Source organism: Klebsiella sp. CN_Kp113, assembly GCF_040064585.1.
Lineage (GTDB): Bacteria > Pseudomonadota > Gammaproteobacteria > Enterobacterales > Enterobacteriaceae > Klebsiella > Klebsiella michiganensis.
In genome coordinates this window covers 28,206-39,593 of record NZ_JBEAID010000036.1, presented here as the reverse complement: position 1 = coordinate 39,593, position 11,388 = coordinate 28,206, and the positions used below count along the sequence as shown (strand labels likewise).

Here is an 11,388-nt window from a genome sequence, read left to right as displayed (position 1 = left end):
GTGTCCTTCGGTTAACTCGCTAAAAACTGCGCCAGACAAGCCACGACAGCGTCAGGGTTTTCCCGATGCGCGTTGTGTCCGGCATGATTAATCACGTGCGCGGTGGCGGAGAGTTCACCCGCGATGGCGCGAAACTTGCCGTCGCGTTCGCCGCAAAGGTAATGAAAAGGGAAATCGCGCGCCCGTAACGACGCGCGCAGATCGAGTTGTTCCGCCAGCGAGCTGGCCTGCAGCATCGCCGCCAACGCTCCGCCGTTATTGCGGCTGCGTAGCGCAACCAGCGACGCCCGCTGCGCTGCGTCCAGGGAAGCGAAGACCGGCTGCTGATACCAGTCGGCAAAGACCTGGGTCAGCGGCTCGCGGCGAAAGCGTTCAACCCAGGCGGCATCGCTGTGCCGGCGCAGCCTACGCTGGTTATCATCCCCCAGGCCCGGATGCCCCCCCTCGACGACAAGCCCGCAGAGCCCTTCGCGCGGCTGGCTGACATAGAACATCGCCACCCGTCCGCCGAGGGAGTATCCCACCAGCCAGTAATTAAGTATGTTGTAACTATTAAGCGTATTCTTAATCAACTCGCTGACATCGGCAAAATGGTTGACGGTAATATGCGCCGATCCGCCGTGGCCCGGCAGGTCAATATAGAGACGCGGATACGCGCCAAACGCCTGCCCCACCGTGCGCCACTCATGACAATCCCCGGCAAAACCGTGCAAAAAGACCAGCCAGGGATAGCCCGGCAGGCCGCTTTCAGCCACCGCGTGCAGCGTCATAGCTGACTCACCTGCGCCAGCAGCTGCTGAAGCGTTTGCGTACCGTCGGTTTCATTAACCGCCAGCTCAATCAACGTCGCGCCGGGTCCTCGCCAGGCAACGTCCAGCACCTGCTCCAGCTCATTCCAGTCCGCAGGGCGATGGTAAGTCAGATTGAACATCGCCGCCGCGTGCGCGAAATGGATATTCTGCGGCATCAGATAGAACTGGCTGCGCTGCTCCTGCGGCGTGGGCAGCAGAGAAAAAATCTGCCCGCCGTTATTGTTGACGACAATCAGCACCAGCGGCGCGGAGGCCTGACGCAGCAGGGCCAGCGAGTTGAGATCGTAAAGCGCCGAAAGATCGCCGACGATAGCCAGCGTCGGACGCGCGCTGGCGCGCTGCACCCCGGCCGCCGTCGCCAGCAGGCCGTCTATTCCGCTGGCCCCGCGATTGCTGTAGACCGGGTAACCTGCCGGTAGCTGCGACAGCGCGTCAATTAAGCGCACCACCAGGCTGTTGCCGACAAACAGCTGGCCCTGTTCCGGCAGATAGCGCCGGATTCGCTGCGCCAGCTGGGCTTCGCCGAAATCCTCGCTGCTGGCGACCGCCGCCTGCCATGCCTGGCGCGAAAGCTCGGGAATGACGGTGGGCCACGGCTGTCGTTTTTCCGCCGGATGCTGTTCAAGCCAGCGGTCGATGGCGCACACCAGCCGGCGACCGCGATGCTGGGCGGGATCCAGTCGCCCCGGCAAATTATCCACCAGCCAGTACTCTTCGGGTTCGCAGGTGGCCTGCCACTGCAAAACGCGTTTGCTGGTCAGGCTGCTGCCCAGTTGAACAACGATTTGCGCCTGCGCCAGTTCACTGACCGCCTTGCCGTTGCCCAGCCACAGGTCGGCGCAGGGGAGCGGCTGCCCGGTTTGCGAGAGCACATCGCCAATCAGCGGCCAGCCGAGGGTTTTCGCCCACTCGGCCACCTTGACGCCCTCTTCCGCGCTCATCCGTCCGGCGACCACCACGCCGCGTTTCTGCCGCCAGAAAAACCAGTCGCGCTGCTTTTCACTTTCCAGATGCAGAGAGTGACGCAGCCAGGGCTTGTCGCTCTGCCACCAATCACCGAGCTGCTGCTGCCACTCGGCGCCGGTGTCGTCCATATCGCCATACAGCGGTTCGGCAAACGGACAGTTAATATGAACGCCGCCGCAGTGTAGCGCGCCGAGCGCCTGGTCGAGGGTCGAGACCAGCCAGCGGGCGGAGATATCCTGCGACGGACGCGGCAGGGATAGCGTCTGCGACGGGTGCGAAGCAAACATGCCCGGCTGGCGAATCGCCTGATTCGCGCCGCAGTCAATCAGCTCCGGCGGCCGGTCGGCGGTCAGTAAAATGAGTTTTTCACCGGTCAGCCCGGCTTCAATCAGCGCCGGATAGAGGTTAGCCGTCGCGGTACCGGAGGTCACAATCACCGCCACCGGCTGACCGCTGGCTTTCGCCAGCCCTAACGCCAGATGGCCGAGGCCGCGTTCATCAAAGTGGGTATGGTGAATAAATGCGCGGTTTTCCGCCGCCGCCAGGGTTAAAGGTGTCGAGCGCGATCCGGGCGCAATGCAGATATGCTGCACGCCGTGGCGCGTCAATGCTTCAAGGATCACCGCCGCCCAGCGTCGGTTAAATGCGCTTACAGACATGAATTTGTCCAGTATCAAATATTGAGGCTAAGTATAGATAAAGCAAACTGTTGCCGTTTTGATATGCATCGTTTTCTCTATACTTCTGACAGCAGTAACGAACGCAATCCCGCGGCTTTATTTTCAATTTCCTGCCACTCCTGCTCCGGGTCGGAACCGCTGACGATCCCCGCACCGGCGTAGAGTCTGAGCGTACGCTGTTCGATTTTCGCCGAACGCAGAGAAACGCAAAATTCGCTTTGCGCCAGCGACAGATAGCCGGCGGAGCCTGCATACCAGCCGCGGGTAAAAAGCTCATTACGGGTGATAAAATCCAGCGCAACCCGGCGCGGTAAACCAGCAACCGCCGCCGTGGGCTGGAGCTGATGAAGGCAGCGGGCATCGTCAGGCTTCTCCAGCTCGGCCCAAATACAGCGCCGGAGATGCTGTACTTTCCGCAAACGGACAATCTGCGGCGGCAGGACTTCCAGCGCGCGGGTCTCCCCTTGCATCCGCTGACAGATATCCTCCACCACCAGCATATTTTCGCGCTGGTTCTTATCGTCGGCCATCAGCCAGTTACCCAAACGCTGCGCCTGGCGATCGTCCGCATGGCTGGCAACGGTTCCCGCCAGCGCTTCGGTACGCAGCAGCGCCCCGCGACGCCGCCACAGCCGTTCCGGCGTAGAGCCCATAAAGGCCTCTTGCGCGTTAAAGACCATCATGAAGTGGAAGCAGTTAAGGTTGCTGCGGCGGCTGGCCGCCATAATCGCTCCGGCGTTTAACGGAGCGGCGAAGTGCAAATCGGTGGCGCGAGCCAGCACCACTTTATCCATCTCCCCCGCCGCTATCGCCTGCGTCGCCTGCGCAATCAGCTCTCTCCACTGCGGATAAGCCGGGAAATGCTGTTCGCTCAGCAGAGAGGGCATCGCGGTAGCCTGCGCCTGTTTCGCCACCAGCGAATCGAGAAATTCACGTGCCGCACGGGCATCGTCACGGAGCGAGGTCTCGCTATATAACACCAGGCGTAGCGTGGCGCTGCCGCCCAGCCGACGCCACTCCAGCCTCGGCAAGATCAACAGACCCTGCTGAGGATGAAAGGCGTTAAGGCCGCAAATTCGCAAATCTTCACGCCCCTGCTGGCGCAAAAAAGCGTGCGCCTGCTCAAGGGAAGCAAAGATTTGCACCGCCCCCAGCGCGGCCAGCTCTTCATCGCCGCTGCGCTGCTGCCAGTAGAACTGCGGCCACTGCGGCTGATGCGTGCACCACAGAAGGGGATCAAATGCGTCATTCAGCGCGAAGGGGACATCGAAAATTCGCGTGCCGGGCAAGGGCGGGAACGCTTCATCCAGGCAGCGATACAGGCTTTCCAGCGCGGTGGATACAGACAGCACGCAAACCTCCACGGAGTAAAAACCCCACATTATACGGGGTACTACTGAGGAATAGCAGTACCCACGATGAGGGAGCGGTTTTTAATTAGCGCGGCGGTTAGTGGGTGGCGATTTCGAACGCCATGCCGATATGGTCGATGCCGTCCTCGTCGTAAACCTCGGTCACCGGCACAAAACCGAAGCTGGCGTAGAATTTTTGCAGGTGCGCCTGGGCGCCAAGATAGATAGCCTTTTGCGGCCAGTGTTGCCGGCAGCTGGCCAGCGCCTGTTCCATCAGCTGATAGCCCAGCTTCTCGCCGCGTACCGCCTGGCTGACAATCACCCGGCCAATCACCACCGGTTCAAACTCATCATCGCTCTTGAGAATGCGCGCGTAGGCTACCAGCTCATCGCCGCGCCAGCCGAGAAGATGGCGATTCTCCCCCACCAGATCGTCGCCGTCGACGTCCTGATAGGCGCAGGTTTGTTCGACAACGAACACCGCACAGCGTAATTTCAGCACGGCGTAGAGCTGTGGGACGGTCAGTTCACCGTGGTGAAGATCCTGCCATGTAATCATCTGCGCTTCCTTAATTGATATACTTTGTTTTTTGACTCTCGCCCTGAGGACACTGGACGATGGAATTACTCTTTTTGGGGACATCCGCTGGCGTGCCTACCCGTACGCGTAATATGACGTCGATAGTGCTGAATTTGCAACAGCCAACAATGGCTGAGATGTGGCTGTTCGACTGCGGGGAGGGAACTCAGCATCAGTTTCTGCGCACCCCTTACCATCCCGGCAAGCTGAATAAGATTTTTATTACGCATTTACATGGCGATCATCTCTTCGGTCTCCCCGGCCTGCTGTGCAGCCGCTCGATGCAGGGTAATTCTCTGCCGCTGACGCTGTACGGACCGAAAGGACTTAAAGCGTTCGTGGAAACCGCGCTGCGCCTCAGCGGTTCCTGGACCGATTACCCGCTGACGATTATCGAAGTCGGGCCGGGACTGGTGCTCGATGAAGCCGGCTTCCGGGTCACCGCCTGGCCGCTCAACCACCCGGTCGAATGCTACGGCTATCGTATCGAACAGCATGATAAGCCGGGCACCCTTGACGCCGCGCAGCTTATCGCCGAAGGCGTGCCTCCCGGTCCGTTATTTCAGCGCTTAAAACAGGGATTAACGGTTGAGCTGGAAGATGGAAGGCGGATTGACGGCAGCCGCTACCTTGGCCCGGCAACGCCGGGTAAGAAGCTGGCTATTTTCGGCGATACCGCCCCCTGCGAGGCGGCGCGGGAGCTGGCCTGCGGCGTGGATGTCATGGTTCACGAGGTGACGCTCGAACAGGCGATGGCGGAAAAAGCGAACAGCCGCGGGCATTCAACCAGCCAGCAAACGGCGGCGCTGGCGCGCGACGCGGGCGTCGGCACGCTTATCGCCACCCACTTTAGCTCTCGCTATGACGCTGAAGGCTGCCAGCGTCTGCTGGCAGAGTGCAGAGAGATATTTCCGTCTACCGTGCTGGCGGAAGATTTCATGGCGTATAGCGTAGAATAAAAAAGCGGCGTACCGCGGCAGAGAGACGCCGCGAATACGCCAGCCATTACTCTTCAGCGTAGCTGTTATAACGCAGAATAGATTTTAAATTGCGATAGCCCAGGTAATCCTGGATCGAGTCGTCATCAATTCCTTTTTTTCCCAGCTCATAGCCGCACGCGTGGCGCAGCATCCTGGGATGAATATTTTGCTTCAGCTTCGCCAGCTCGCAGCACTCGCGAATAATTTGATAAAAACGCTGGCGCGTCATCTGATTGCCCCGGGAAGAGATAAACAGCAAATCGTTATGAGCCGGGTAACACTCTCTGGCCAGTAGCCAGCGCTGTAATGAGATAATTTCTTTGGGTTGTAAGGGATGATACCCAGAGATACCGTGACGCGCCCGGCGAATATAAACCCGTTTTCGCGACAGGTCGACATCCCGCAAGGTCAAGGCGGTAATTTCGTTAATCCGACAACCGTGCAAAAAACACATCTGGATCATGCAGCTATTTCTTTCCGGGTGCGCACAATAATGTGCAGCAAGTACCAGACGCTCAACGTCCTTGACGCTAAGATATTCCGTATCTACCTGCATACGTTATTCCTTTTCATCCATTTGACTATAAAATTACTGATAGGTAAATGTCAGCTGTACAATAGACTCAAATTTACCCACCGTTGCTCCACCCCGGGTTGAATATAAACGGGCAGCCAGCGGGAATACGCCTTTCCCGGTACTGCCGTCGATAGCAATACTCATCTGGTCCTGATTTTTATAAAGAGTAGAGTGATCGCTACTGGTGATTTGCAGTGCGATATTCTGCGCCGCATCGCTGGCGGCCATATTGGCAAAATGTCTGGCATCATCAACGTCGATAACGCCGTCAAATTTTACCGTTGCTTTTGTTGTCCCCGCCGGGCAGTTTTCGACATTCAGGTAAAAGGATTTCCACTCTGAAGCGTTGCCGGCCGTTTGAAAGTCAATATTCAGGAGCGGGCCAAAATTAACCTCTTGATACTTCGTGTCGGTACTGACGTCACAGGGGAGATAATAAATATTGCCGGTAATATTCAAAGGGATCCCGCCCGAGGATGAAAAAACAGGCAGCAATAATGCCAGCCATAGCGTCTTTTTCATTATCTACTCCTGCTATTCAATTTCTGCCTGAATGGTTGCCGTAGCGGTAAAGCCTCCGCCGCTGGGTAAATTCCCGGTGGTATTAATCGGATAAATTTTCATAGTGGTGTCCCCGGTCTGACTCGGGTAATTAAAATTGACCGGCAGCAGACCTGAAATGACCGGTATTTTGACGCCGGTAATATTTTCAATGCGCACCGCAATATCGCGATTGGTAGTCGCCAGCGCAGTGCTATCGTTAGTATCCGCCATTCCCTGGAACGACAGCGCGATTTTTACCCCGGCGGAAATATTGGTACAGGCCACCGTCATATTAACAACATGTGGAGAGAAGTCCTTCGGCATCTGGCCCGCGGTTTTAAAATGGTTGGCGGCAATATCCTCAAAATCAATATTAATCGCTTTACCGGTATTAATCTCGCAGGACTGCGGAACCGTTACCGACCCGCTCATTGAAATTTGCGTCAGGGGGATACCGCTGTAGCTGCCCGTTTTTCGCGTCCCGTAAACACTCAGGATAACCGTCGGAGGGATCGTCACCTGGCCAACAAAAGGCCGGGTAAAATAAAGCGAAATATATCCCAGTGACCCTGTGTCAAAAATGGAGCCGCCGGGATTACAGGCAAAACCTTGATTATTCTGATTACTCTTATCCTCAATCGGCGTAGGAATATACTTATTCACGCCCCCTGCAATAAATAACTCGGTGGCAATTTCCAGGTATTTATTTAGCTGGTAATAATTTAATCCATTGCGGCTTTGCGTCGCGGTAAGGCCTGGCACCGTGGCTTTAAAATACGTCACCCCGCTGGCGTTATCACAGTCACACTTTGCCTTGTAGGTTCCCCCGGTACTCCAGTGGTACAAACGGGAAAACTCCATTCCGGCCTGATTTTGTGAGGGATTAGTAAAGCTTTCAATAAATGAAAAGCTGTCCTGAAAAGGCGCCCCGCCATTACCGGTATTCTGACACCACCCGGTTGCCGCCATCGCCTGCGGCGCGATCGCCAGCGCCGTCAGGCCCGCTAATATTCCCCATGAAAATCGTTTCATTGTCTCTGCATCCTTTCGATTATCGGCATTGCGCCTGGGCCACAATAATGCCGGTAAGTTCTTTTGCTGACGGCAGCGCATAGTGGATCTGGCAGCGGTCTTGCGTCCCGGAGCCCCACTTCACGTTGAGTACGCCGTTAGATTCCAGTCCGGTCAGGTAGACCTGTCCGCCATCGCCAACGATAAACGCCTGCTCAGAGGATGCCGCCCCGGGGACGCTGACCATGGCCCCGAAAGGCAGGGGTTGCCCGTTCTCCAGGCGTACCGTCATCAGTACCCGGTTACCCACGCTGGTGGCATAATTTGCGCGAACCACCGCCCCACGGGTAGGCACGACCGTCTGCGTCGCCAACTCGAGGTCGACATCGTCCGGCATCGTTGTGGTATCGAGCGTCAGGATATTCTTACGATACGGCGAGGCGTAAGGCACGACGGTATACCCTCTCCAGTCGGTTCTGACCCCTGTCTGGCTATTCACGCCGACGCCGGCGGCGCCGGGCGCCTTGATGAGAGCGACGGTTTCGCCGAAAGGCTGCCCCAGCGTCAGGCCGTTTTCATGTACCAGCGCTCCGCCGCGCAGAGCGTAGTTCAGCCGATGGCTGTATTTATCATGGCTGTAGCCGCCGGTAAGTTCAGCATAGGTTGCGCGCCAGTCCGCATTGACGCTGCCGCTCTCCCCTCTTCCCTGGCTGGTGTAGCCTTCCTGCACGCTCCAGCTCAGGTTATTACGCTCCAGCAAGGTGCCGGAGAGGCCCAGATTGTTGCTGGTGGAGCCATTTTTGCTGCTGTTCAGGGAGTAGTTGGCATAAACCGGCTTCGGTAGCCATTCCCCCAAAGGTACGCTGATGCTCAGGGCAAAAAGGTGGTCTTCGTCATTACGCTTACCGGTGTTCTGGTCGGTCGTATTGCGGTTATAGCTGTAGTTCATGCTATAGCTGATGCCGCGCCAGCTATTGTTGTATCCGACGCCCACTGACTCCATAGTGCGGCCGGTATTCCAGTAATCTTCGCGAATATAGCTCAGCGACAGCGACCCCATTTCTTCGCCAAGGCTCTGGCTGATCGTCACCTCCCCGCGGTTGCGCCGCCGTTCAATAGAAGGCGTGTAGTTGTCATCCCGATAGGTATCCAGCACTTCCTGCATATCCCAGTAACCGCTGGTCGCATAGCGATATCCCGCCAGGCTTACGTTAGTCCCCAGGCCCGGGAGGTCTTTGCTGTAACGCAGACGTACCGACTGCCCGCTCTCTTTATCTTTATCCTGTCGGGTCGACCAGGCCTGGATGATATCGGTCGATACGGCGCCCAGTTCACCGAGGTTTTTCCCCATTCCCAGTGCCACCGACTGGTACTTACTGCTAAACTGGCCGCCGCCGTACAGGGTTAACCCCCAGGGCAAGCCGTAGATTGCCGTCGCCTGCGTGAGGGGCGTTTCGTCAATGCTGTTGTCGTAGGCGCGATACACGCCGGAGGTCATGCTATATTTCAGCCGCCCTTCGCGCTGCAGGACAGGGAGCGAAGCGTAAGGTACGATCAGGTTCTGCTCGCTGCCGTCCGCCTCTTTGATGGTGACGGCTAAATCACCCGAGCCGCCGGTCGGGTACATATCGGTGATTTCAAAAGCGCCAGGCGCGACGTAGGTCTGGTAAATCTCATAGCCGTTCTGGCGAATAATGACCTGAGCATTAGTGCGCGCAATCCCGCGAACGACGGGCGCGTAGCCGCGCAGGCTTTCCGGCAGCATATCGTCATCGGAAGCCAGCATCGCCCCGCGAAAGGGAACACCCTCAAAAACGTCGGCATCCGTGCTGCTATCGCCCAGCGTCATCACCCCCTGTAGCGATTTGATGTTGCGCTGCGCATAGGTATAAACCGTGTCCCAACTATTGCTGGACTCTCCCCCGCTGCTGCTGCGCGACCAGGTCGTGTAGTTACGTAAACGCCACGGCCCGACGTTGATACCGGGGCGCAGGTTAACGTATTGATTATCGCTGTCCGGCGTATCGTTCTGACGTGACCAGTTATTTGCCCCGCTAAAGGAGTAATTCAGCAGGATCGCCGGCACCCCCTCATCCCACTGTTTCGGATCCACCCAGCCGCGGGCGGCGCTGGTCACCGCCGCCTGCGGGAAGCTCAATAGCAGGCGCTGCAGGCTGAAGCGAAAATCGGATTTTGCCTGCGGTATCACGCTGATATCCGCGCAGCCGGGCGATCTGCGGCCCAGCTCTGGAAATTGGGAGACGCGCACGCCCCATTCGGCCAAATCGTCTACCGTCAGGCAAGGCTGTAATTCCGTTATTCCCGGCCCTTTGCTCTGCTGAAAAACCACATCGCGGGTGTCCATAAAAACGTTATTAAGATAAATATCTACCCGATAGGTCCCCGGCAGCTGTCCGCCAGCCTGCTCGTAAGCGGATAAATCCCTGACGCCCGTATGCGGGCCGTCCATTTCCAGCAGGGCCGGGTTAAAAACCTCCCGCGCCAGGACATCTTCACACAGCGGTAGCAGCGCAACGGCCAGAGCGCCGGCTATCCGGTTAAGCCGCCATTTATTATGATTATTTTTCATTTTCCCTGGAACTCCCTGGCCTGAAAGCCTTTACAAATTCGCGTGGTGCAGCGCGCCGGTACCGCCATAATCGTTAATCAGTTTCCACTGCAAAGCGCCCGCGCTAACGCCCGGCAGTTGAAAGCGCGCCGTTTCCCCTGGCCCCACCCAATTGGCCTCTTTAACTTCGGCGCCCGCCACTTTGACCTCGGCAAAATTCATATAAAAGGCGGTGGGATTCATGACCTGTAGCGTATTGCCGCTGCGCGTCCAGCGAAGCTGCTCCGTCACCATCTCCGGCGTTCCCTCAACGGATTTAGGTCGATAAATTAATTTGATGCGCGTTTTGATAGCGATCTGTAGGGTATTGGCGCCGGCTTTAGCCTGCGAGGAGGGAATCGCTTTGATGTTCATCCAGAACATACTTTCTTTATTTTCCGGTAAGCCGCCGCTGTAAATTACCCGCAGTCGGGTTTGCTGCTCGCCCTCAAGGCGAAATAACGGCGGCGTTAACAGAAATGGGGCTGCGCCCTTATTACTTTCAACCCAGCTTTGAATGAGATAAGGCGTAGCATCATTATTAGTTACGCTCAGTGAGGACTCTTTTTTACCGCCGGGATAAATCAGACGAGTACCGCCGGTCACCACGCCCGCATGCGCCGCAGCGCCGACCAACAGCCATCCAGCTATTAGCACTTTCAGGTATTTTTGCATCTCCAGCTCCCTGGAAAAGCGAGCCACATAGGGCTCGCTAACACTGTCATATAGACGGAAAATTAGTTATAGCTGATGGTAAAGTTGGCTGTACCGTCAGCTTTACCCGCAACGATAGTGCTTTCAGTCTGGATATAACGGACGCGGAACGGCAGATCGATATTGCCGGTAGCGGGGATGGTCAGGCTGGCAGAACGCGTATAGAGCGGCAGCGTCGCGTTGCTGCTGGCGTCAACCAGCTGCAGGGCCACGCCTTCGGCAACGGCAGGATCGGTACCCGCTCCGGTCAGCTGCAGTTTATCATTATCACCGTTGACGTTAGCGCCGGAGAACAGTACCGATGCTTTGGTGACGGTAGTCGGGCAGTTTTCCAGTTTAATCGCGAAATTCTGTTCAGCCGCAGTAGACCCCGTACCGCTAAACGCGGTCTTGGCAATCTGCCCCATCTGAACTTCCAGCGGGTTGGACAGGTCGTTCACCACGTCGCAGCCCGCATCGATAATATCGCCGATAAACTTCACCTGACCGTCATCCGCCAGCGCAGCACCAGAGAACGCCGCGCAACCGGCGACAACAGCAGCAAGTAATGTTTTTTTCATGATTT

General features: G+C 57.1%; 11 protein-coding genes. 1 reads left to right on the top strand and 10 read right to left on the bottom strand.

Annotation, left to right across the window (positions count from 1 at the left end):
* Nucleotides 1-11: 11 nt before the first annotated feature.
* From menH to ABLV30_RS23190, 4 genes are all read right to left on the bottom strand, one after another.
* Nucleotides 12-770, bottom strand: coding sequence for a 2-succinyl-6-hydroxy-2,4-cyclohexadiene-1-carboxylate synthase (gene menH, locus ABLV30_RS23205; protein WP_348865682.1), 759 nt, complete (start codon nt 768-770; stop codon nt 12-14).
* Complete coding sequence (gene menD / locus ABLV30_RS23200) at nt 767-2,437, bottom strand: 2-succinyl-5-enolpyruvyl-6-hydroxy-3-cyclohexene-1-carboxylic-acid synthase (protein ID WP_265801539.1); 1,671 nt, start codon at nt 2,435-2,437, stop codon at nt 767-769. The genes menH and menD overlap by 4 nt, the downstream gene beginning before the upstream one ends.
* A gap of 77 nt (nt 2,438-2,514) precedes the next feature.
* Complete coding sequence (menF, locus tag ABLV30_RS23195) at nt 2,515-3,810, bottom strand: isochorismate synthase MenF (RefSeq protein WP_265801537.1); 1,296 nt, start codon at nt 3,808-3,810, stop codon at nt 2,515-2,517.
* Nucleotides 3,811-3,907: 97 nt separating this feature from the next.
* Nucleotides 3,908-4,369: a GNAT family N-acetyltransferase gene (locus ABLV30_RS23190; RefSeq protein WP_004852808.1), complete on the bottom strand. Its 462-nt coding sequence runs from the start codon at nt 4,367-4,369 to the stop codon at nt 3,908-3,910.
* A gap of 59 nt (nt 4,370-4,428) precedes the next feature.
* Between ABLV30_RS23190 and rnz the strand changes: the two genes are divergently transcribed.
* Nucleotides 4,429-5,349, top strand: a complete 921-nt coding sequence (gene rnz / locus ABLV30_RS23185; protein WP_014230243.1) for a ribonuclease Z — start codon at nt 4,429-4,431, stop codon at nt 5,347-5,349.
* Nucleotides 5,350-5,395: 46 nt separating this feature from the next.
* Here the strand turns inward: rnz and ABLV30_RS23180 are convergent, their stop codons facing one another.
* The 6 genes from ABLV30_RS23180 to ABLV30_RS23155 all read right to left on the bottom strand — a co-directional run bounded on the left by ABLV30_RS23180 (nt 5,396) and on the right by ABLV30_RS23155 (nt 11,383).
* Complete coding sequence (locus ABLV30_RS23180) at nt 5,396-5,926, bottom strand: tyrosine-type recombinase/integrase (RefSeq protein WP_025106684.1); 531 nt, start codon at nt 5,924-5,926, stop codon at nt 5,396-5,398.
* A 33-nt stretch (nt 5,927-5,959) separates the two neighbouring features.
* Nucleotides 5,960-6,469 (bottom strand): fimbrial protein, encoded by a 510-nt coding sequence (locus tag ABLV30_RS23175; RefSeq protein ID WP_025106683.1) that lies wholly within the window; start codon nt 6,467-6,469, stop codon nt 5,960-5,962.
* Between the two features lie 12 nt (nt 6,470-6,481).
* Complete coding sequence (locus ABLV30_RS23170) at nt 6,482-7,522, bottom strand: fimbrial protein (RefSeq protein ID WP_032750734.1); 1,041 nt, start codon at nt 7,520-7,522, stop codon at nt 6,482-6,484.
* Between the two features lie 19 nt (nt 7,523-7,541).
* Nucleotides 7,542-10,091, bottom strand: coding sequence for a fimbria/pilus outer membrane usher protein (locus ABLV30_RS23165; protein ID WP_224266003.1), 2,550 nt, complete (start codon nt 10,089-10,091; stop codon nt 7,542-7,544).
* A gap of 30 nt (nt 10,092-10,121) precedes the next feature.
* Nucleotides 10,122-10,784 (bottom strand): molecular chaperone, encoded by a 663-nt coding sequence (locus ABLV30_RS23160; RefSeq protein WP_064357792.1) that lies wholly within the window; start codon nt 10,782-10,784, stop codon nt 10,122-10,124.
* A gap of 62 nt (nt 10,785-10,846) precedes the next feature.
* On the bottom strand, nt 10,847-11,383 hold the full coding sequence (locus tag ABLV30_RS23155; RefSeq protein ID WP_014230249.1) for a fimbrial protein: 537 nt from the start codon (nt 11,381-11,383) through the stop codon (nt 10,847-10,849).
* Between the last annotated feature and the right edge of the window lie 5 nt (nt 11,384-11,388).

Coding starts and splice junctions, on each gene's coding strand:
- ABLV30_RS23160 (WP_064357792.1), bottom strand. CDS start 10,784: ATGCAAAAATACCTGAAAGTGCTAATAGCTGGATGGCTGTTGGTCGGC.
- ABLV30_RS23175 (WP_025106683.1), bottom strand. CDS start 6,469: ATGAAAAAGACGCTATGGCTGGCATTATTGCTGCCTGTTTTTTCATCC.
- menD (WP_265801539.1), bottom strand. CDS start 2,437: ATGTCTGTAAGCGCATTTAACCGACGCTGGGCGGCGGTGATCCTTGAA.
- ABLV30_RS23190 (WP_004852808.1), bottom strand. CDS start 4,369: ATGATTACATGGCAGGATCTTCACCACGGTGAACTGACCGTCCCACAG.
- ABLV30_RS23165 (WP_224266003.1), bottom strand. CDS start 10,091: ATGAAAAATAATCATAATAAATGGCGGCTTAACCGGATAGCCGGCGCT.
- ABLV30_RS23170 (WP_032750734.1), bottom strand. CDS start 7,522: ATGAAACGATTTTCATGGGGAATATTAGCGGGCCTGACGGCGCTGGCG.
- ABLV30_RS23155 (WP_014230249.1), bottom strand. CDS start 11,383: ATGAAAAAAACATTACTTGCTGCTGTTGTCGCCGGTTGCGCGGCGTTC.
- menH (WP_348865682.1), bottom strand. CDS start 770: ATGACGCTGCACGCGGTGGCTGAAAGCGGCCTGCCGGGCTATCCCTGG.
- ABLV30_RS23180 (WP_025106684.1), bottom strand. CDS start 5,926: ATGCAGGTAGATACGGAATATCTTAGCGTCAAGGACGTTGAGCGTCTG.
- rnz (WP_014230243.1), top strand. CDS start 4,429: ATGGAATTACTCTTTTTGGGGACATCCGCTGGCGTGCCTACCCGTACG.